Source organism: Diaphorobacter sp. J5-51, from assembly GCF_001023515.1.
Classification (GTDB): Bacteria; Pseudomonadota; Gammaproteobacteria; order Burkholderiales; family Burkholderiaceae_C; genus Diaphorobacter; species Diaphorobacter nitroreducens.
Map to the genome: position 1 here is coordinate 39,702 of NZ_JSYI01000085.1, position 20,799 is coordinate 60,500.

The following is a 20,799-nucleotide window of genomic DNA, read 5'->3' on the forward strand; positions in this document are numbered from 1 at the left end:
GGGCGAGTCATTGCGCACCATGCTGTGAACGCAGCGCTACAGGCGGTTGTGCTATCACGGATTGACATGTGACCCTGGAAAACCCGCTTCATCCGCCCCCGAATGGACATAAAAAAGCGCCCTCGCGAGGCGCTGATTTTTCTGGCGGTGGCGGAGACTGTGAGATTCGAACTCACGGACGGTTGCCCGTCGGCAGTTTTCAAGACTGCTGGTTTAAACCACTCACCCAAGTCTCCGCGAAGCCGCCTATTGTAAGCGGGTGCGGGGCGGCGCGGTGCTTGTGGTTTGGCGCTGTGGGGGCTCGTCGTCAGCGCTTTAGCGCAGCCTCCAACTGGGCTTTGTTCATCTTGGAACGCCCGGGGATGCCGCGTCGGCGGGCGTCCTCGTAGAGTTGCTCGCGCGTGCGGCCTTGCGGGCCCTGGTGCGACCGCTGGCCTCCGCGTACCGGGGCAGGCGTGTCCTGCAGTGTGTGGGGATCGGCCTGCTTGGCCTCGCCGTGCTGGGCACGTTCCTTGTTCACGGTGCGTGCGGCGATTTCTTCGGCGGTGTCCCGCTTTTCGCCGCGCTCCAGCAGGCTGTCCTTGATGTGCTCGTATTGGCGCTCGCGTTTGGCGCTCCAGGTGCGTTGGGGCATGGTGGCACTCCGCTGTGGAAATGGCTTCCAGCCTAGAAGGCGTGTGCGGGCGCGCCGTCGGCACCAGGCCTCCTTTGTCGTAGGACGCGGGTGGGTTATGAGTGAAATTGGCTTTTAGCGCTTTACGGATAAGCGCTAACAGCTATATTTTCAATAGCAAAATGATGCTACATGCCGAGTGACCGGAGCAGCGCCTCGGTGTCGCCATCCGTTGCGCTGGCAGGGGCTGCCGCTGGCGCGGGTGCTGCCGCCTGCGCCATGAGTGCGTCGGGGTCGGGCGCGTCCTGGGGTTCGAAGTCGTAGAGCTTGATGAACTGTGTGCGGTCGATCGCCAGTTCCAGATAGAAGATGTTGTTGCTGCCCGTGTAGAAGGTCACGCGGCGGGCCTCGGGCTGGTCGAGGTTGGCGTCCACGCTCAGCACCACCTGTTGGTTCAGCACCAGCATCTTGGGCTGGTTCTGCGTGATGTGGGTCTGCAGTTCGCGGCGCACCTTGCCGGTGAAGTCACCCACCACCTGGTTCATCAGTTCGCCCATGACGTTGCTGACTTCGTCAGAGGTGAAAGAACTGGCCAGTTCCTGCGCCGACATCCCCATGCTGAGCATGTAGCGCTCGTAGATCTCCATGGCTGCGGCGGCCGAGAAATTGATGATCACCAGCCCCGAGAAGCCGCCGTCGAACAGCACGAAGCAGCCGATGTCGGGCTTCAGGCAGGTCTTGGTGATGCGCTGCACCATGCCTGAGTAGTGCACGGGGCCCTGGGTGGCGACCGACAGCACACGGGTCACGGAGTTGCACAGCGAGACCAGCACGTCTTCGGTGCCGTAGACGACGGAAGTGGAGGGAGGAGTCATGGGGATGCGGTGAAAGTGCGGCGACGGCGAACGCAAAGGTGGCGAAGGCCAATGCGCGAATCATGACATGCCCTGCTGCGCACGCGGGTGCGCGAGGGCCCCTGTCCAACGTGGTTAACCGCTGTCGTTCATAAATTTTGAATCGAAACATCAATACGGTTGAAACTTACCGCACGGAGCGCACTCTAGACTGCGTCACTTCACCAGAGCGCCGTCTCTGCTGCGGGTCCCATCCGCACAATCGCCGCGCACTGTTCCTCTACCGCCACCATTCCGTATGACCACCGCTTCCGCACCACGGCCCGCGCGCTACGGCGCCACCGCCATCGCCCTGCACTGGATCCTGGGCCTGTCCATCGTGGCCGTGATTTGTGTCGGCTGGTACATGACGGGGCTGCCGTTTTCGCCCCAGCGCCTGAAGCTCTACAACTGGCACAAGTGGGCGGGCGTGGCCATCCTGGCGCTGTCGGTGCTGCGGCTGCTGTGGCGCCTGACCCACCGTCCGCCCGCATTGCCTGCGGCGGTGCAGGCAGCCATGCCGCGCTGGCAGCAGGCCGCGCACCATGGCGTGCATTACCTGATGTATGCGCTGTTCCTCATCGTGCCGCTGGTGGGGTGGGCCTACAGCTCGGCCGCGGGCTTTCCCATCGTTTTTCTCGGCCTGGTGCCGCTGCCTGACTTTGTGCCGGTCAGCCCTGCCCTGGCGGAGGCCATCAAGCCCCTGCATGCCATCAGCGCCTACGCCTTGACCGCCCTGGTCGTGCTGCACGTGGCGGCAGCCGTCAAGCACCAGCTTATCGACCGTGACGGCCTGGTAGGCCGCATGCTGCCGGCGCGTGGCTGAGCCCGTTTCTCTTCCTGTCCTGATCCATGAATGGAGCATTCACCATGATGCAGTCGTCCCTTCCCCGTCTTGCTGGCATGGCACTGGCCGGCGCCGCGCTGCTGGCCGCAGGCAGCGCCTTCGCGCAGCAAAAGCTCGTGCCCGAGCAGAGCGAGATCGTCTTCGTGAGCAAGCAGATGGGCGTGCCCGTCGAGGGTCGCTTCAAGAAGTTTGATGCCCAGGTCGCTTTCGACCCCGCCAAGCCCGCCACCAGCAAGGTGGCGTTCACCGTGGATACCGGCAGTGCCACGCTGGGCGTGAAGGAAACCGATGCCGAGTTGCCCAAGCCCGTGTGGTTCAACGTGCCCAAGTTCCCGCAGGCCACGTTCCAGTCCAGCGCCATCAAGGCCGTGGGCGCAGGCAAATACGAAGTGGCCGGCAAGCTCAGCATCAAGGGCGCGGCGCATGACGTCGTGGTGCCCGTCACCCTGACCCAAAGCGGCGCCATCACCACCGCGGCGGGCAGCTTCGCCATCAAGCGCCTGGCGTTCAAGATCGGCGAGAACGAATGGGCCGACACGTCCATGGTGGCCGACGAGGTGCAGGTCAAGTTCAAGCTGGCCCTGACCGGCGTGCCCAAGCTTTAACGCTTCCCCTTTTTAATCACCAACCTCTACTACGGAGAAACCGACATGCGTTCCACCTTCCTGACCATCGCTGCCGCCGCTGCCCTGACCGCGGGTGCCGTGCACGCCCAGCCCGCCACGTACGCCGTGGACCCCACGCACACTTTCGCCACGTTCGAGATCAGCCACTTTGGCGCCAGCGTGAACCGCGGCCGCTTCGACAAGAAGGAAGGCACCGTGCAGTTCGACAAGGCCGGCAAGACCGGCAAGGTGGAGCTGACGCTGCACATCGACTCCGTCAATACCGGTACCGCGTCGTTCGACAAGCACCTGCAGAGCGCGGACATCTTTGACGCCGCCAAATTCCCCACCGCCAAGTTCGTGGGCGACAAGTTCACCTTCGAGGGCGACAAGCTCACGGCCGTGTCGGGCAACCTGACCATCAAGGGCAAGACGCAGCCCGTCACCCTGAAGGCCAACCAGTTCGCCTGCTACGACAGCCCGATGCTCAAGCGTGAAGTGTGCGGCGGCGACTTCGAGACCACGATCGATCGCACGGCCTTCGGCGTGGATTACGGCGTGCAGTACGGCTTCCCCAAGAACGTGCGCATCGTGGCGCAGATCGAAGCCGTCAAGCAGTAAGCCGGCAAATACACGGGCCCGGCTGTCCAGGTCCGTCCTCCTGCCTCAAGGGCTGGTGCCGTCAGGTGCCAGCCCTTTTTTCATTGCGCACGCAAAACGGCCTTTACGCCCCCAACTGGTCCGCCAAGTCCAGCAGGTCGCGGGCGTGCAGGTCGTTGCCTGGGCGTGGCGAGACATCCTTGGCGTGGCCCGCGCCGAACTCCAGCGGCCGCTCGATATAAGCCGTGCGCAGGCCGCAGGCGCGCGCGCCCGCCAGATCGTCGTGGTGGGCGGCCACCAGCATGACCTGCTGCGGTGGCAGCTCGAACACGCGGGCCACGCCCAGGTAGGTGGCGGGATCGGGCTTGTAGGCGCGAAAGACCTCGGCGCTCAGGATGCAGTCCCAGGGCAGGCCGGCGCGCTTGGCCATGTGGGTGAGCAACCCGATGTTGCCGTTGGACAGGGTGGTGATGGTGTAGCGGCGTTTGAGCCGCGTCAGCCCCGTCACGCAGTCGGGCCACGGGGAGAGCCGGTGCCACACGCGGTTCAGGTGCACGCGCTCTTCCTCGCCCAGGTGCGCCAGGCCAAAGCGCGGCAGGATTTCGTCGAGGATCTGGCGGTGCAGGGCGTCGATCAGCGTCCAGCCCTGCGCGCCGCTCATCACCCGCGCCATCGCTGGCTGGTAGCCCGCGCGCCAGGCCCGGGCGAAGGCGTCGGCGTCCACGCGGGGGTGGTGCTGCTGCATTTCGCGCACGATGCTGCCGTGCCAGTCCACCACCGTGCCAAAGGTGTCAAAGGCCAGCACCTGCACGGTGCGGGCGATCTCCTGAAGAGCGGAATCAGCGTTCATGGTCGGCCCTGTGATGGCATTGCGCCGCAGCGTAGCACCTGTATCGCGTACGTGCAGCCGCCCCAAGCCCGTGCGCCGGCGGGGAAGGGCCATGCGTGCTATGGTCGCGCGCCCTGGGGTTAACCCTGGTTTTCGATCTTTCCATGACTGTTTCTGCCACGCCCACTTCCAGCACCGCCACACCCCCCGCCGGTGCCGATGCCGCCAGCCCCGCGGACGAGCGCACGCTGGTGCGCGCCGTGCTGGCCATGGGCGTGGGAGGCTTTGCCATCGGCACCGGCGAGTTCGTCATCATGGGCCTGCTGCCTGAGGTGGCGCTTGACCTGGGCGTGAGCATTCCGCAGGCCGGGCACGTGATCAGCGCCTACGCGCTGGGCGTGGTGGTGGGCGCGCCGGTGCTGGCCGTGGCGGCGGCGCACTGGGGCCGGCGGGCGCTGCTCATGGCGCTGATGGCGGTCTACGCCCTGGGCAACTTTGCGTCGGCGCTGGCGCCAGGTTATGCGTCGCTGGGGCTGCTGCGGCTGGTCAGCGGCCTGCCGCACGGCACCTACTTCGGCGTCGCGGCGCTGGTGGCCGCGGCACTGTCACGGCCGGGCCAGCGCGCCCGGGCCGTGGGCTGGGTGATGCTGGGGCTGACCAGCGCGACGCTTGTGGGTGTGCCCATCGCGGCGGCGCTGGGCAATCTGCTGGGCTGGCGCGCGGCCTTCGTGTTTGTGGGGGCCATCGCGCTGGCGGCGGTGTTCATGGTGCGGCGCTGGGTGCCCGACATGCCCGCGCCGCAGGGCGCCAGCCCCTGGCGCGAACTGGGCGCGCTGGCGCGGGGCCAGGTGTGGTTCACGCTGGGCATCGGCGCCATCGGCTTCGGCGGCATGTTCGCGGTGTTCAGCTACATCAAGCCCACGCTACTGGAAGTGGCCGGCATGCCGGCGGCGCTGGTGCCGTTCACGCTGTCGCTGTTTGGCCTGGGCATGGTGGCGGGCAACCTGGTGGGCTCGCGCATGGCGGACCGCGCACTGATGCCCACCGTGGGCAAGCTGCTGTGGTGGTCGGTGGCGGTGATGGTGGTGTTCGTCGCGGCGGCGCACCACCCGCTGACGGCGGCGCTGTCCGTCTTCCTGCTGGGTACGGTGGTGGCCATCGGTCCCGCGCTGCAGATCCGTCTGATGGACGTGGCGGGCGATGCGCAGACCCTGGCGGCCGCGCTCAACCATTCGGCCTTCAACGCTGCGAATGCGCTGGGGGCCTGGCTGGGCGGTGTGGCCATCGCAGCGGGCGGCGGCTGGACTTCCACCGGCTGGGTGGGGGCGCTGCTGGGCCTGGGCGGCCTGGCTGTGTTCACAGCGGCGCTGGCCTGCGAGCGGCGGACACGGGCTCGCTGATCTGTTGTTTTGCTATCAAAAAAGAAGCTGCTGGCGCTTGTTTGACGGGCGCTAGGGGCCTTTTTTACCTTAAGTCACTGCGCGCGGCCATGGTGGCGCGCAAGGTACACCCTCTCGTCCAGCGACGACAGCACCAGCGCCAACACAATCCCTACCGCCGCGCCCAGGGTGGTATCGAAGATGCGTGACAGTGCCATTTCCGCCGCTTCGCCATGGTGCGCCATGTTCGTCATCAGCAGAGCCATCGGCGTCACGAAAATCTGGCCCAGTGCGTAGTTGAACCCGATCACCGCCTCGGTCAGCACCTGCAGCACGGCCACGGCCAGCAGCAGCGTCCAGAACGATGGCTCGGACGAGAGGATCGCCCAGGCGATGCCGGCGCCCACCACAGTGCCCAGCGTGCGCTGCCAGCCGCGGTGCACCGTGCCCGGCAGGTGCGCACCTTGCAGCACGGCCACCGCGCCAATCGACGCCCAGGCCGGGTGCGCCCAGCCCGCGGCGTGTGCCAGCAGGGCGGCCAGCGCGGCGCACAGCGCCACGCGTGCCGACTGCGCGGGTGCGTAACCCGGCGTGAGGGGCTTCGGGGCACGTGCCCCCGCCGTTGCCTGGACGGGTGTTGCGGCCGGTGGTGCTACTTCCAGGTCGCGCAGGCGGTCGGTCAGCAGGCACAACAGCCAGGCGGCGGCCACGCCCAGGGCGGTGGCGCCGGTGCGCCCGGCCAGTGCCAGCGCGCTGTCAACCGGACTGATCGCGGCGCTGGCCGCGAAGATGAAAATCACCGCTCCCGGCGCACCCATCTGCATGCGGTGGGCCAGTGATGCCAGCAGCCCTGCCATGGCCGACAGGGCCAGCAGCATGGCTACCGGTCCCAGCCCCGACCAGGCCAGCAGCGACAGCAGCGCCACGGGCATGACCAGCAGCGCCCCGGCCGTGAGGACGACGCCGCGGCGGCGGGCCAGCGGCGCGAAGCGCCCGAACAGTGCCGCCAGAGCGCCCAGGCCGCCGAAGCCCGCCACCTGGGCCCAGGGCGAGACATGCAGCAGCCCGGCAACCAGGATCACCGCCAACGCCACCTGCACACCGGCAATCGTGGCGTTGCGCACCGAGGCAGGGCGCTGCAGCGACAGGCTCTCCCGCAGCCGCGCGGATGCCAACGCCTGGCGCAGAGCGTGGCCGTGGGAGCTGGGAAGAAGAGGGCCGGTTGGCAACGCCATGGCATCAGTCCTCGTGCTGGGCGCTGGCAATGCGCGCTTCGATCTGCTCGAAGGCCTGCAGCAGGGTGCGGGCGGTGGCCTCGTCCAGATCGGCCAGCAACTCATCCTCGATGGCTGCAAGGCGCTTGCGGATGCCGTTGGCCGTGCGCTTGCCAGCGGCAGTGAGGCGCACGAGCTTGATGCGGCGGTCGCTCGCGTGCGCCTGGCGCTCGACCAGTCCCTGGGCTGCCAATGCGTCCAGCAGCCGTACCAGGCTGGAGCCGTCCAGCCCCACGGCGGCTGCCAGCTCGGTCTGCGAGATGCCGTCGCCCAGGCGGTGCAGGTGCACCAACGGCGTCCAGACGGCGTCGCTCAGGCCTTCGGCGGCCAGTTGTGCGTCCAGCGTCTTGCGCCAACGCCGGCCCAGGCCCACGAGCCGCACGCCCAGCAGGCGCTTGGGGTTGGCGGGGCGGGCGGCATCGGACGATGAGGCAGCAGTCATTTTGTTATTATAACAAATCATTTGAATTCAAATGATTTGTCAAAAAATAAGGGCCGCGCACCATGGACTGGCGGGCGGCCCTGCTGTGCGCTGCGCTTACTTGCGGCGCGCGGCGCTGCTGGCGACGGCCAGTGCGGTCATGTTCAACACCCGGCGTACGGTGGCTGCGGGCGTGAGGATGTACGCCGCGGCCGAGGTACCCATGAGGATCGGACCGACGGTGACACCGCCGCTGGTCGTGGTCTTGAGCACGTTGTAGAGGATGTTGGCCGAGTCGATGTTCGGGCAGATCAGCAGGTTGGCCGAGCCGGTGAGCGTGGAGTCCGGCAAATAGTTGTTGCGGATCTTGGGCTCCAGCGCGGCGTCGCCATGCAGCTCGCCATCGCATTCGATCTCGGGATGGCGGGCCACGAACAGGTCGCGGGCGGCGCGCATCTTGCGTGCCGAGGCGCGCTTGGACGAGCCGAAGCTGGAGTGCGACAGGAACGCCACCTTCGGCGGAATGCCAAAGCGCTGCACTTCCTGCACCGAGGACCAGGCGATGTCGGCCAGTTGCTCTGCCGTAGGGTCTTCGTTGACGTAGGTGTCGGCGATGAACAGCGTGCCGTTGTTGGTCGTCATCAGCGCGTTCAGCGCCGCGTATTGCTGCACGCCGGGTGCATGGCCCAGGATGCTGTGGATGCGTTCCAGGTGCGTCTCGTAGGTGCCCACCAGGCCGCAGATCATTGCGTCGGCATCGCCCAGCTTCACCATCAGCGCGGCGATGATGGTGTTGGAGCGGCGCACGGCTGCCTTGGCCACCTCGGGCGTGGCGCCGTCACGCTTCATGAGCTGGTGGTAGGCCTCCCAGTACTGGCGGAACCGCGGGTCGTCCGAGGGGTCGCAGATCTCCACGTCCTTGCCCGGCTGCATGCGCAGGCCAGCCTTGGCGATGCGTGCGGCGATCACCGCCGGGCGTCCGATGAGAATCGGGTGGGCGATACGGTCGTCGATCGCAAACTGCGCGGCGCGCAGCGCACGCTCGTCCTCGCCGTCGGCATAGGCCACGCGTTTTTGCGCGTCGGGCAGCGTCTTGGCGGCGTTGATCACCGGGCGCATCAGGATGCCGGTCTGGTACACGAAGCGCGACAGGCTCTCCTTGTATGCCTCCATGTCCTCGATGGGACGGCTGGCCACACCCGACTCCAGCGCTGCCTGCGCCACGGCGGGGGCGATCTTGAGGATCAGGCGCGAATCGAACGGCGTGGGGATCAGGTAGTCGGGGCCGAAGGTCAGCTCCTGGCCGGCATAGGCGGCAGCCACTTCCTCGCTGATGTTTTCCTTGGCCAGCGCGGCGATCTGGCGCACGCAGGCCAGCTTCATGGCCTCGGTGATCTTGGTGGCGCCGCAGTCCAGCGCGCCGCGGAAGATGTAGGGGAAGCACAGGACGTTGTTGACCTGGTTGGGGTGGTCCGAGCGGCCGGTGGCGATGATGCAGTCCGGGCGCACGGCCTTGGCCAGTTCGGGGCGGATCTCGGGCTCGGGGTTGGCCAGCGCCAGGATGATGGGCTTGTCCGCCATGGTCTTGACCATCTCGGCCGTGAGCACGCCGGGGGCCGAGCAGCCCAAGAATACGTCGGCGCCGTTGACCGCATCGGCCAGCGTGCGCGCGTCGGTCTTCTGTGCGTAGCGGGCCTTGGATTCATCGAAGCCGCCGGGGCGACCTTCGTAGATCACGCCCTTGGAGTCGCACATGAAGATGTTCTCCACCTTCACGCCCAGGCCCACCATCACGCCCACGCAGGCAATGGCGGCGGCACCCGCGCCCGAGACGGCGACCTTGACCTGGTCGATCTGCTTGCCCACCAGTTCCAGGCCATTGAGCAGCGCGGCGCTGGAGATGATGGCCGTGCCGTGCTGGTCGTCGTGGAACACCGGAATGTTCATGCGCTTGGACAGCTCGCGCTCGATGTAGAAGCACTCGGGCGCCTTGATGTCTTCGAGGTTGATGCCGCCCAAGGTGGGCTCGAGCGCTGCCACGATCTCGATGATCTTGTCGGGGTCGCGTGCGTCCAGTTCGATGTCGAACACGTCCACGCCGGCGAACTTCTTGAACAGGCACCCCTTGCCCTCCATCACCGGCTTGCCGGCCAGCGGGCCAATGTCACCCAGGCCCAGCACGGCCGTGCCATTGGTGATCACACCGACCAGGTTGCCGCGCGAGGTGTAGTCGAACGCCTTGGTCGGGTCGGCCTGGATGTCCAGGCAGGGATAGGCCACGCCAGGCGAGTAGGCCAGCGACAGGTCGCGCTGGTTGGACAGGGGCTTGGTGGGCGTGACGGCGATCTTGCCGCGCGTCATGTTGCGGTGGTATTCGAGCGCGGCTTCGCGCAGTGCCGCTTCAGCGGCAGACAGGGGCTGGGTCATACGAAATACGAATGGTGCGGTGCACAAAAAAACAGGCCAACGCGGGCCAGACAAGCTTACTGCATGCTGACGCAGACGGAGGGCCTGCACGGCAGCCTGCGTGGACGTCAACAAACCTTCCGCGCCCCGTGCGCCATACGGCACGCGGGGCGCGATCCTTCGGGTGGAAGGCGCGGGGCAGGGCGACGTTCAGTGGGCGTCGGCCTGCCGGGCGGCGAGCACGGCCGCAGAGGTGTCGCGGCTGGCTCCATTGAAGAAGATGTTCAGGACCACGGCAGTGATCGAGGCCAGCAGAATACCGGATTCGATCAGCGGATGGATGGCATGGGGCATCCACTGGCGGAAGTTGGGTGCGATCAGCGGGATCATGCCCACCCCGATGGACACCGCCACGATCATCGCGTTGTTGCGATTCTTCTGAAAGTCCACGTTCGACAGGATGCGGATGCCCGTGGCCGCCACCATGCCGAACATCACCAGCCCCGCGCCGCCCAGCACCACGGTGGGCAGCGACTCGATCAGCGCCGCCATCTTGGGCAGCACGCCCAGCACGATCAGGATCATGCCGCCCGCCACGCACACCCAGCGGCTCTTGACGCCGGTGACGGCCACCAGCCCCACGTTCTGCGAGAAGCTGGTGTACGGGAAGGTGTTGAAGAGGCCGCCGATCAGCGTGCCCAGGCCGTCGGTGCGCAGGCCGCGCGTGAGGTCGTCGCGCGAGATCTCGCGCCCCGTCATCTCGCCCAGGGCCAGGAACATGCCGGTGGACTCGATCATCACGACGATCATCACCAGCGTCATGGTCAGGATCAGGATGGGGTCGAACACCGGCAGCGCGATCTCGAATGGCAGCACCATATCGAACCACTGGGCCTGGGCCACTTTGTGAAAGTCCATCAGCCCCATGGACGCAGTGACCACCCCGCCCACGATGATGCCCAGCAGCACCGAGATGTTGGCCCAGAAGCCCTTGCCAAAGCGCGCCACCAGCAAGATGGTGAGCAGCACGACGCCCGAGATGCCCACGCCTGTCAGGTCGGCATAGCGCGGGTTGGGCAGCGTGGGCACCACGGCGAAGCCCTTGGGCACTGGCGGCAGCGAGGAGCCGGGCGCGCCGGCGGCGGCCTGGGCCTCGGCCAGCCACTTGAGGTGCTCCGGGTTGGGAACGGCCGGGGCCGTGGGCCCCACGGGGTTGCCGAAGATCCAGTTGATGCCTACGCGCATCAGGCTGATGCCGATCACCGCGATGATGGTGCCCGTGACCACCGGCGGAAAGAACCGCAGCAGGCCGCTGATGACCGGCGCGATGAGCATCGAGACCACGCCCGCCCCGATCACCGCGCCAAAGATCAGCCCCGCGCCCGCCTGACCGCCCGTGGCTTGCGCCATGGACACCATGGGCGCCACGGCCGCGAAGGTCACGCCCATCATCACCGGCAGCTTGATGCCAAACCACTGCGTGGCACCCCAGGCCTGGATGAGCGTGACCAGCCCGCAGACGAAGAGGTCGGCAGAGATCAGGTGCGCTACCTGCTCGGGCGGCAGGTTGAGCGCGCGCCCCACGATGAGCGGCACCGCCACCGCGCCTGCGTACATCACCAGCACATGTTGCAGACCCAGCGTGGCTGCGCGGCCCCAGGGCAGTTTTTCGTCAACCGGATGAACGTTCGTGGACATGGGTGTTCCTTGGAATCCTGGCTTGCTGTTCAAAGGGTTTCTGCCTGGCGGACAGGGTCGCCATTGCGTACGACAATCCATACAAAAACTGTATACAAAGTATGCGGAATTGCCTGTCGTAAGGCGACCCCGATCAAGGTCGAATTGCTAGGGCCTGTTCACACTATTTTTGCCAGTGCGAATGGCGTGAAAACCGCGCCAATCTAGGCGCGTGACGACGCCAAGGCCGGGGCCTTGGCTAGGAGGGCAACGACGAATGGCGCGGTTCTCACTCCGTTCCCTCCGGGTTGCGATCAAAAAGGGCCATTCGCGGCGTTGCCAAGCCTCGCTGGGGTAGCACCCCAGCTTCGTTTGGCGCCTTGCGCCTGGCCCTTTTTGATCGCAACGCATCTGGCAAAAATAGTGTGAACAGGCCCTAGGGGTTTGCCCTTGCTGCTTGCCAAGCGGCGGTGTCGGCTACCAACGGCGCAGCTACGCCCGGCGGTTGCTCGCCACCAGTCGGCGCGATGGGAGCGGCGCAGGGCGTAAAAAAGCCCGGCATGGGCCGGGCTGGAGCATTGGTGCGGCTGTGCGTCAGGCCATCAGGTCTGCTAGGCTGCGCGCTATGACCTTGGTGGCGCGGCGCAGGTCTTGCAGCACCACGCGCTCGTCGGCGCGTTTGGCATGCGATTCAAGCACCGTGCGCGGGCCCGCGCCGTAAATCACGCCGGGGATGCCGCGCTCCACATAGAGGCGCACATCGGTGTACAGCGGCGTGCCCACGGCGGGAGGCTTCTCGCCAAAGACTGCCTCGCCGTGTTGCTGGATGGCCTCCACCAGCGGCTGATTGCCGGGCAGCGGCGTCATGGCGTTGGCCAGCAGCAGTCGTTTGACGTCCACGCGTAGGGCGTCTGCGCTCCCGTAGCCGCGCTCGGTATTGAAGCCTTCCACCGCCTGGGTGATCACGGCGCGAATCCGGGCCTCGACCTCGGCGGGGTTCTCCTCCGGGATCATGCGGCGGTCGAGCTTCAGCACCACCTTGCCGGGCACCACGTTGGTGTTGGTGCCACCCTCGATGCGGCCGATGTTCAGGTACGGGTGCCGGATGCCCGGCACCTTCGACGTCACCTGCCGGTACTGCACATTCTCGGCATACAACGCGTTCATGATTGCCACCGCGCCCTGCAGTGCGTCCACGCCCGTGTGCGGCACGGCGGCATGGGCCATCTTGCCCTGCACGGTGACCTCCATCTGCAGGCAGCCGTTGTGCGCGGTGACCACCTCGTAGCTGAAGCCCGCGGCGATCATCAGATCGGGCCGGGTCAGTCCCTGCGCCAGCAGCCAGCCGGGGCCGAGCAGGCCGCCGAACTCCTCGTCGTAGGTGAAGTGCAGCTCGATCGCGCCCTGCGTGGGCTTGGCCACCGCTTCCAGCGCGCGCACGGCGAAGGTGAAGGTGGAGAAGTCGCTCTTGCTCACCGCGGTGGCGCGGCCATACATGGCGCCGCCTTCGATCTGGGCGCCGTACGGGTCCCTGGTCCAGCCTTCGCCCGGCGGCACCACGTCGCCGTGGGCGTTGAGGGCGATGGTGCGGCCCGAACCCGCGGGCCCATAGGGCCGGCGCACGATCAGGTTGGTGATGGACTCCATGCCGTAATCCTTGACCTCCTGCGCGGGAACGGCGTGTTTCTCGGCCTCGAAGCCGAAGGCATGGATCAGTTCAGCGGTGCGCTCGGCATGCGGTGCATTGTTGCCGGGCGGCGTGTCGGTGGGCACCTGCACCAGTGCTTGCAGAAAGCGCACCTGCTCGTCGAAGTGCTGGTCGATCCACGCATCCAGTGCGGCGTAGGTGGCTTGGCGGTCTTGGTTCATGGCGGAGCGTTCCATGGATGGGTTATTCGGCGGCCAACTGCTGCAGCACATGGCTGAAGGCATCCACCGCCAACTGGATGTCGTCGGCGGTGCTGGATTCCAGCGGGTTGTGGCTGATGCCGCCGTGCAGGCCGCGCACGAACAGCATGGCCTGCGGCATGATTTCGTGCAGTTTCATGGCGTCATGGCCGGCGCCGCTGGGCATGCGGTAGACGGGGACGCCCAGGGCGTCGACGGCCTTCTCCCAGCGGTGCTGCCAGGCGGGGGCGCTGGGGGCTGCGGCGACCTTCATGGCCAGCTCGGCCTTGTACTGCAGGCCGCGGCGTTGGGCGATTTCCTCCAGCTGGGCCAGCACGTCGGCCACCATGGCATCGCGCTGCGCATCGGTGGGCGCGCGCATGTCCATGCTGAAACTGCACTTGCCCGGCACCACGTTGATGGAGCCGCCTGGCACCTGCAGCATGCCGATGGTGGCCACGCTGTCGCCATCGCGCGCGGCGCGCTGCTCCATGTACAGCGCCAGCTCGGCCACGCCCAGGGCGGCGTCGCGGCGGCGGTCCATGGGCGTGGTGCCCGCGTGGCTGGCCATGCCCAGCATCTCGCAGACGTAGCGCACGCCGCCGTTGATGGACGTGACCACGCCCAGCGGGATGTCCAGTTCGTTGAGCACCGGGCCCTGCTCGATGTGCACCTCGATGAAGCCCAGGTAGCGGGCGGCATCGCGCCGCAGCTTGGGGATGTCGCCAATGCACAGGCCGGCGTGCTGCATGGCCTCGCGCATGGGGATGCCGTCGGCGTCCTTCTGGTCCAGCCATTCGTTGCGGAAGTCGCCGATGAGCGCGCCCGAGCCCAGGAAGGTGGCCTTGTAGCGCTGGCCTTCCTCCTCGGCAAACGCCACCACTTCGATGCCGAACGGCAGGCGCCTGGCTTGGCGGTGCAGCTCGCGCACGCAGGCCATGGGCACGAAGATGCCCAGACGCCCGTCGTACTTGCCGCCGTTGCGCACGGTGTCGTAGTGGCTGCCGGTCATCAAATACTTGCCGTCGGGTGTGGCTGGCTTGTAGCGGCCGACCACGTTGCCCACGGCGTCGATCTCGACCTCGTCAAAGCCGCAGTCGCGCATCCAGTGGCTGATGCGCTGGGCGCAGGCGCGGTGCGCATCGGTGAGGTAGGTGACGGTGAGCTGGCCTTTCTCGGCATAGCCCGGGTCGCTGTGCTGGGCCAGGCGCTCGTGCCAGTCCCAGACGTCGTTGCCCAGCACCGGCTCAGCGCCGAACTTGTCGTTCAGGCGGATCTCGGCAATGCGGTGGATGTTGCGCAGTGCCTCGGCGCGCTCGAAGTCGGGGTGGTTGGACAGGCGACGTGCGAAGGTGGCGATGATCTCCTGCCTCGACAGTCCCGTGCCGCGCGGCCCGCGCACCGCCAGGATGAAGGGAAAGCCGAAGCGGGCGTTGTAGTCGGTATTCAGTTGCTGGATGCGCGCGAACTCCTCGGGCGTGCAGTGGGTCAGGCCCGCCTGGCTTTGCTCGTTCGTGGACTCGGCCGTGAGCGCCTGCGCCACCATGGCCTTGCCCGCCAGCTCGGGGTGGGCGCGGATCAGCTCCAACTGCCGTTCCACGCCGGCGCCGTTCAGCACCTGCACCATGGCGTACTTGAGCTGGGCCAGCGAGCGGAAGGGGCGCAGCTGCAGCGCCGCCTCGGCGATCCAGGGCGAATGCTCGTACAGGCCGTCGAGCATCTGCAGGGCCTCGGCGGGGGAGGCGGCGTTGAGTTGTTCCAGGGTCCAGGCCATGGCGGTTCCTATAGCTATCAAAAAAAGAGCTGCTCGCGCTTATTGGATAAGCGTTACAGCCCGATTTGGCTTAAATGGCGGGTACGGGAAAGCGCTGCGCCCAGTGGCGCGCGAGGTCGATGCGGCGGCACACCCAGACGTGGTCGTGGTGCTGGATGTGGTCCAGGAAGCGCTGCAGCGCCCTGATGCGGCCGGGACGGCCGAGCAGGCGGCAGTGCATGCCGATGCTCATCATCTTGGGCGCGTTGTCGCCGGCCGGGTCGCCCTCGGCGTAGAGCGCATCGAACGTGTCCTTCAGGTACTGAAAGAATGGGTCGGCGTGCGAGTAGCCCTGCGGCAGCGCAAAGCGCATGTCGTTCACGTCCAGCGTATAGGGCACGACGAGCTGGTGGTGCGCGCTGCCGTCGCTCTTGGCCACCTTCATCCAGAACGGCAGGTCGTCGCCGTAGTAGTCGCTGTCGTAGGCAAAGCGCCCGTCATCGGCCACCAGGCGGTGGGTGTTGGGGCTGTCGCGGCCGGTGTACCAGCCCAGGCCGTGGTCGCCGCCCTGGCCGTAGAGCGTGTCGAAGATCTCCAGGCACTGCGCCATGTGGGCGCGCTCCACCTCCTCGGGCACGTTCTGGTAGTGGATCCACTTCAGGCCGTGGCAGGCCACCTCGTGGCCCAGTTCGGCAAAGGCCTGGGCCAGCTCGCGGTGGCGCTGCAGCGCGGTGGCCACGCCGAACACCGTGAGCGGCAGGCCGCGCCTTTCGAACTCGCGCAGGATGCGCCACACGCCGGCGCGCGCGCCGTATTCGTAGATGCCTTCCATGCTCATGTGGCGCTCGGGGTAGGCGGCCGGGTTGAACATCTCGGACAGGAACTGCTCGCTGGCGGGGTCGCCGTGGAGCACGCAGTTCTCGCCGCCCTCCTCGTAGTTCAGCACGAACTGCACGGCCACGCGGGCGTTGCCAGGCCAGTGCGGGTGCGGGGGTGTGCGGCCGTAGCCGATCAGGTCGCGGGGGTAGGGCGCCGTCGTGTCGTAGGTCATGGCGATACGGAGGAAAGGGCCATCGAAAGGTCGTTGGTCGGCAGGTCGCGGTCGAAGGTCAGGCCCGCCTCCACGTTGTCCAGGTGCTGCTGCATCAGCTGCACGGCCTGCGCCGCGTCGCCCGCGGCCAGTGCCGCGACGATGGCGGCGTGCTCCTCGTGCGAATGCTCGGCGGCGGTGGTGGACTGGTACATCAGCGTGATGAGGGCGCAGCGCGAGATCAACTCGCCCAGCAACTGGGCCAGCACGTCGTTGCCCATGAGCTCGGCCATGCGCACGTGGAAGTCGCCCAGCAGTTCGGTGCGCTGGCCCACGTCGTTGCCCTCCATGGCCTTCTTCTCGGCCGCGACATGGGCCTTCAGCGCGCGGATTTTCGCGGGCGTGCTCTGCGCCAGGAAGGCACGCACCATCTCGGCCTCCAGCATGCGGCGCACGGCGAACACCTGGCGCGCTTCCTGGACCGAGGGCGCGGCCACGAAGGCGCCGCGCGCGGGCTCCAGACGGATCAGGCGGTTCTGCGACAGCTGGAACAGCGCCTGGCGCACCAGCGTGCGCGACACGCCGAAATGGTCGGCGAGCTTCTGCTCGGCCAGCTTGGTGCCGGGCAACAGGCGGTGCTCGACGATGGCGCGCGTGAGGCTTTCGACGATGAAGCCGGTGGTGGAGGTTTCCATGCGGCCATCATAGTCGTGAAAGACAATTTTTGTATACAGTTTTTGTGGACTGTCAGGTGCTCGCGCAGGCAGATCAGCAGGTCGTTCGACACCGTCACGCCGGTGATCAAGGACGATACGGCGCGCTTTGCGCGACTGGTCAAGGAAGCCAAGGTTTCGCTGGATTGACGGTAGGGCTTGTGCCGGCCGCGTGCTTTGGATAATGCGCGGCGGAGACAACGACCCATGACCCTGACAGCCCCAGACCCCTTGCGCGACCCTCAGGCCTTCCTGCTGCACCTCTACCGCGTGGCGGTGCAGCGCGCCCAGCCCTTGCACAGCATGGCGCAGCATCTGCCGCTGCCGCCCAAGGGGCGCACCGTGGTGCTGGGCGCGGGCAAGGCGGGTGCCTCCATGGCGCAGGCGCTGGAGGCGCTGTGGCCGCAGGATGCGCCGCTGTCGGGGCTGGTGGTCACGCGCTACGGCCACATACCGCCGCGGCCCGAGGGGCTGGCGCAGCGCCTGGAAGTCGTCGAGGCCGCGCACCCCGTGCCCGACGCGGCGGGCCTGGCCGCGGCCGAGCGCATCCTGGCGCTGACCCGCGGGCTGACCGAAGACGACCTGGTGCTGTGTCTCATCTCGGGCGGTGGCTCGGCGCTGCTCACGCTGCCGGCCGAAGGCATCACGCTGGAGGAGAAGCAACGCATCAACCGCGCACTGCTGGAAAGCGGCGCCGCCATCGGCGAGATGAACTGCGTGCGCAAGCACCTCTCGCGCATCAAGGGCGGTCGCCTGGCGGCAGCCTGCGCGCCGGCGCGCGTCGTCACGCTGACCATCAGCGATGTGCCGGGGGACGACCCCTCCGTGATCGCCAGCGGCCCCACGGTCCCCGACGCCAGCACCTGCGCTGACGCGCTGGACATCCTGGCGCGCTACCGCATCGACATTCCCGCCGCCGTGCACACAGCGCTGCAGGCCGGTGCGCTGGAAACCCCCAAGCCCGGCGATGTCCGCTTTGCCGGCCATGCGGTGCACATGATCGCGACACCCCAGCAGTCGCTGCAGGCAGCGGCGGATGCGGCGCGCGCGGCGGGGGTGGCGGCGTACATCCTGTCCGACGAGATGGAGGGCGAGTCGCGCGAGGTGGGCAAGGTGCACGCCGCGCTGGCGCGTGCGGTGGCGCGCCACGGCCAGCCGTTTGCGCGGCCGTGCGTGATCCTTTCGGGCGGCGAGACCACCGTCACCGTGCGCCCGCGCGCCCCGGGCGCGCCGAAGGGGCGCGGCGGCCGCGCGGGCGAGTTCTGCATGGGCCTGGCGCAGGCGCTGCAGGGGCAGGAAGGGGTGTGGGCGCTGGCGGCCGATACCGACGGCATCGACGGCGTGGAAGACAACGCCGGCGCACGCGTGGCACCCGACACGCTGGCGCGCGCGGCGGCGCAGGGCGCACGCATCGGCGACCATCTGGACCGCAACGACGCCTACGGCTACTTCGAGCGGCTGGGCGATCTGGTCGTCACCGGGCCCACGCACACCAATGTGAACGACTTCCGCGCGCTACTTGTTTTGTAGCTTGCCGCGCCTGCTGTTGCTGGACTTCAGATGCAAATGCATCTGAACGTGGCTTCTATAAAGCGCTGGCAGCTCACTTTTTTGATCTGCTGGCGCAGGCGGCACGCTGCCTGAGTACGCGCGGCCTGCCGGCTGTTCCCCATCAGGGGATCCGCGCGGGAGCTGGCCTGGATGGCGCACCACAGGACGTGGCGTTATCGCGTACAAAAGTTGTATACACTTTGATCGTAGGGAGGGGGAGCGCATCACTTGCCTGCCCATTCGCCAGCGCATTCCTCATCACCATCGGCGGGCCGCGGCTTGCCATCAGGAGACTTCACCATGGGCCTCAGCACCCACGTTCTTGACACCATGCACGGTTGCCCCGCGGCGGGCATGGTGGTGGCGCTGTATGCCACGCAGGGTGACCAGGCCACGCTGGTCAAGCGCCTGGTACTCAACGCCGATGGGCGCACCGATGCGCCGCTGTTCGACAACGCCAGCCTGCGCACCGGCACCTACCGGCTGACGTTTGATGTGGGGGCGTATTTCAAGGCGAAGGGCGTGATGCTGCCCGAGCCCTCATTCCTGGACCGCGTGAGCCTGGACTTCGGCATCGCCCACGCCGACCAGCATTACCACGTGCCGTTGCTGGTCAGCCCCTGGAGCTATTCCACCTACCGCGGGTCCTGATGCTGCAAGCCCGCGCCGTGTGCCGCGCGGCGCAGGGCAAGGCGGAGCCAATTCCTTGCGAGTCGCGCATGCCTGCTTTGGGCGGGCTGCGGCGGTGCAGATGCCCGCAGTCGCTACGGCTATTGCTGTGATTCGCGCCTTGCAAACCAGGGCGCGCGCCATCGCGGGGGCCTGTGCGGCGGCGTCTTAGAGCTGGCCCTCGGTCAGCGTGTCGAGCTGAAAATTCCCGGACTTGTCCCACAGCCAGGTGTCGGTGTAGGTCACGCGCGCCATGCGCGTGGGCACGGGGAAGGGCGCTGCCGCGCGCACCGTGCGTTCGATCTCGGCCACCACGTCGGGCGCATGGCGGGGCGCACGCATCCAGCGCAGCGAAGTCACGCGGCCCGCACGGTCGATGTCCACCTCCAGCACGCCAATGGCGTGCAGCAGCGGCGGCAGCTTGCCCTTGTAGATGCGCGCTGCATTCAGGCCATAAATGTGGCTCGCGGCATCCTGCCGGTAGGCGCGCGGGGTGGCCGCGGACGACGCGCGTGCCGAGCCCTGCGCGGCCGGCACCGGACCGGTGACGCGCGCGTCGCTGCCCGGTAGGCGCGAGTCCTGGGCGGAGGGCGCCTCGGGCCCCGACTTGCAGGCCGAGACGATCGCCGCGACCAATGCCATCACCCCGGCGGGCAGCCACCACGTTCGGCGCGCACGGGATGCACGCTGGGCCGAAGAGGACGGGGCAGAAGGCAGCTGTGGCATGGTGTTTGTCGCTATGCTGTACCGCGGCCACGACCAAGGCGGTGGCGCGCATGAATCAAGCTGGAGGAATCAGCGAGTGAAGGCATTGGACTGCCTGCTGGAGCGTATCAAGACCGCACCCGCCTGCCTGGTGACGGTGGAGTCTACCCAAGGCTCGGCGCCGCGGGAAGCCGGGGCATGGCTGGCGGTGTTCGCGGTGGGCGACGACTTCGTCGGCACCATCGGTGGCGGCCATCTGGAACTGCAGGCGCTGCGCGAAGCGCGTGAACGCCTGGCGGAGCACCTGGCTGGCAACCCTTCGGGCATGCCGCTCGTGCGACATGCGCTGGGCCCCAGCCTGGGGCAGTGCTGCGGCGGCGTGGTGCAGCTGCGGTTTGAATGCGTGGGGGCTGCTGACGCGCCGGCCTTGCGCGAGCGCCTGGCACCGCGGCTGCGGCCGGTGGCGCTGTTCGGCGGCGGCCATGTGGGGCATGCACTGGCGCGGGTGCTGGCACCGCTGCCGTTTGCGCTGCACTGGATCGACAGCCGCGATGGCGTGTTCCCGCCGCAGGGGGGCGACGCGTCCGTGGTCTGTGAACAGTCCGACCCGGTACAGGCGGCCGTGCCGGGCCTGGCGCCGCAGTCCTTCGTGCTCATCATGAGCTTCAGCCATGCCGAGGACCTGGACATCGTGGCGGCGTGCCTCATGCGCCAGCGCGCGCGGGGCGATTTGCCCTTCATCGGCCTGATCGGCAGCCGCACCAAGTGGGCCACCTTCCGCCACCGGCTGGCGGCGCGGGGGTTCTCGGATACCGAGCTGGCGCAGGTGACCTGCCCGATCGGCGTGCCGGGCATCGCCGGCAAGCAGCCCGAGGTGATCGCCGTGGCCGTGGCCGCGCAGTTGCTGCAGCGGCTGGCTGGGGAATGCGTATAAAAATGGCCGCTGG

At 67.5% G+C, this 20,799-nt stretch carries 20 protein-coding genes and 1 tRNA gene; 8 read left to right on the plus strand and 13 right to left on the minus strand.

Features of this window, described 5'->3' with window-relative positions:
* Positions 1-148: 148 nt before the first annotated feature.
* The 3 genes from OX89_RS12165 to OX89_RS12175 form a co-directional block, all read right to left on the minus strand.
* A tRNA-Ser gene (locus tag OX89_RS12165) sits at positions 149-236 on the minus strand.
* Positions 237-307: 71 nt separating this feature from the next.
* The gene (locus OX89_RS12170) at positions 308-634 is read right to left on the minus strand and encodes a hypothetical protein (protein WP_047350795.1); all 327 of its coding nucleotides are present in this window, start codon (positions 632-634) and stop codon (positions 308-310) included.
* A gap of 167 nt (positions 635-801) precedes the next feature.
* Positions 802-1,488 carry a DUF3334 family protein gene (locus tag OX89_RS12175; protein ID WP_047350796.1) on the minus strand — a complete coding sequence of 229 codons (687 nt, stop codon included), beginning with the start codon at positions 1,486-1,488 and terminating at the stop codon, positions 802-804.
* Positions 1,489-1,765: 277 nt separating this feature from the next.
* On the opposite strand from OX89_RS12175, the gene OX89_RS12180 reads away from it, so the two are divergent.
* Genes OX89_RS12180 through OX89_RS12190 form a run of 3 tightly spaced genes read left to right on the plus strand, consistent with a single transcriptional unit; the run spans position 1,766 to position 3,579 of the window.
* Entirely contained in the window at positions 1,766-2,332 is a 567-nt protein-coding gene (locus OX89_RS12180; RefSeq protein WP_047350797.1) for a cytochrome b, read from the plus strand.
* A gap of 47 nt (positions 2,333-2,379) precedes the next feature.
* A complete protein-coding gene (locus OX89_RS12185; protein WP_041838970.1) occupies positions 2,380-2,958 on the plus strand; it encodes a YceI family protein in 579 nt (192 codons plus the stop codon).
* A gap of 45 nt (positions 2,959-3,003) precedes the next feature.
* Positions 3,004-3,579: a YceI family protein gene (locus OX89_RS12190; RefSeq protein WP_015912739.1), complete on the plus strand. Its 576-nt coding sequence runs from the start codon at positions 3,004-3,006 to the stop codon at positions 3,577-3,579.
* Between the two features lie 103 nt (positions 3,580-3,682).
* On the opposite strand, the gene OX89_RS12195 is transcribed toward OX89_RS12190, so the two are convergent.
* Positions 3,683-4,408 (minus strand): haloacid dehalogenase type II, encoded by a 726-nt coding sequence (locus OX89_RS12195; RefSeq protein WP_047350798.1) that lies wholly within the window; start codon positions 4,406-4,408, stop codon positions 3,683-3,685.
* 143 nt (positions 4,409-4,551) lie between these two features.
* Here OX89_RS12195 and OX89_RS12200 point away from each other — a divergent pair, with 143 nt between their 5' ends.
* Entirely contained in the window at positions 4,552-5,787 is a 1,236-nt protein-coding gene (locus tag OX89_RS12200) for an MFS transporter (RefSeq protein WP_047350799.1), read from the plus strand.
* Between the two features lie 74 nt (positions 5,788-5,861).
* Here OX89_RS12200 and OX89_RS12205 read toward each other — a convergent pair whose 3' ends face one another.
* From OX89_RS12205 to OX89_RS12240, 8 genes are all read right to left on the minus strand, one after another.
* Positions 5,862-7,001 carry an FUSC family protein gene (locus OX89_RS12205; RefSeq protein ID WP_052952266.1) on the minus strand — a complete coding sequence of 380 codons (1,140 nt, stop codon included), beginning with the start codon at positions 6,999-7,001 and terminating at the stop codon, positions 5,862-5,864.
* 4 nt (positions 7,002-7,005) lie between these two features.
* The gene (locus OX89_RS12210) at positions 7,006-7,482 is read right to left on the minus strand and encodes a MarR family winged helix-turn-helix transcriptional regulator (protein WP_047350800.1); all 477 of its coding nucleotides are present in this window, start codon (positions 7,480-7,482) and stop codon (positions 7,006-7,008) included.
* Positions 7,483-7,578: 96 nt separating this feature from the next.
* Positions 7,579-9,888, minus strand: coding sequence for an NADP-dependent malic enzyme (locus OX89_RS12215; RefSeq protein WP_047350801.1), 2,310 nt, complete (start codon positions 9,886-9,888; stop codon positions 7,579-7,581).
* A gap of 189 nt (positions 9,889-10,077) precedes the next feature.
* Positions 10,078-11,565: a nucleobase:cation symporter-2 family protein gene (locus OX89_RS12220; protein ID WP_015912744.1), complete on the minus strand. Its 1,488-nt coding sequence runs from the start codon at positions 11,563-11,565 to the stop codon at positions 10,078-10,080.
* A gap of 573 nt (positions 11,566-12,138) precedes the next feature.
* Entirely contained in the window at positions 12,139-13,428 is a 1,290-nt protein-coding gene (locus tag OX89_RS12225; RefSeq protein WP_047350802.1) for a M20/M25/M40 family metallo-hydrolase, read from the minus strand.
* Between the two features lie 7 nt (positions 13,429-13,435).
* Entirely contained in the window at positions 13,436-15,205 is a 1,770-nt protein-coding gene (uraD, locus tag OX89_RS12230) for a 2-oxo-4-hydroxy-4-carboxy-5-ureidoimidazoline decarboxylase (RefSeq protein ID WP_047350803.1), read from the minus strand.
* 70 nt (positions 15,206-15,275) lie between these two features.
* Positions 15,276-16,235, minus strand: coding sequence for an allantoinase PuuE (gene puuE / locus OX89_RS12235; RefSeq protein WP_047350804.1), 960 nt, complete (start codon positions 16,233-16,235; stop codon positions 15,276-15,278).
* A complete protein-coding gene (locus tag OX89_RS12240) occupies positions 16,232-16,909 on the minus strand; it encodes a GntR family transcriptional regulator (RefSeq protein ID WP_011804551.1) in 678 nt (225 codons plus the stop codon). Before OX89_RS12240 ends, puuE begins: the two co-directional genes overlap by 4 nt.
* Positions 16,910-16,951: 42 nt before the next feature.
* Between OX89_RS12240 and OX89_RS19280 the strand changes: the two genes are divergently transcribed.
* The 3 genes from OX89_RS19280 to uraH all read left to right on the plus strand — a co-directional run bounded on the left by OX89_RS19280 (position 16,952) and on the right by uraH (position 19,129).
* Positions 16,952-17,077 carry a hypothetical protein gene (locus OX89_RS19280; protein ID WP_255352820.1) on the plus strand — a complete coding sequence of 42 codons (126 nt, stop codon included), beginning with the start codon at positions 16,952-16,954 and terminating at the stop codon, positions 17,075-17,077.
* Positions 17,078-17,134: 57 nt separating this feature from the next.
* On the plus strand, positions 17,135-18,457 hold the full coding sequence (locus OX89_RS12245; protein WP_047350805.1) for a glycerate kinase: 1,323 nt from the start codon (positions 17,135-17,137) through the stop codon (positions 18,455-18,457).
* A gap of 321 nt (positions 18,458-18,778) precedes the next feature.
* A complete protein-coding gene (uraH, locus tag OX89_RS12250; RefSeq protein ID WP_047350806.1) occupies positions 18,779-19,129 on the plus strand; it encodes a hydroxyisourate hydrolase in 351 nt (116 codons plus the stop codon).
* A gap of 186 nt (positions 19,130-19,315) precedes the next feature.
* On the opposite strand, the gene OX89_RS12255 is transcribed toward uraH, so the two are convergent.
* Entirely contained in the window at positions 19,316-19,789 is a 474-nt protein-coding gene (locus OX89_RS12255) for a hypothetical protein (RefSeq protein ID WP_015912752.1), read from the minus strand.
* Positions 19,790-19,949: 160 nt separating this feature from the next.
* Here OX89_RS12255 and xdhC point away from each other — a divergent pair, with 160 nt between their 5' ends.
* Positions 19,950-20,786: a xanthine dehydrogenase accessory protein XdhC gene (gene xdhC / locus OX89_RS12260; RefSeq protein WP_047350807.1), complete on the plus strand. Its 837-nt coding sequence runs from the start codon at positions 19,950-19,952 to the stop codon at positions 20,784-20,786.
* Positions 20,787-20,799 lie beyond the last annotated feature (13 nt).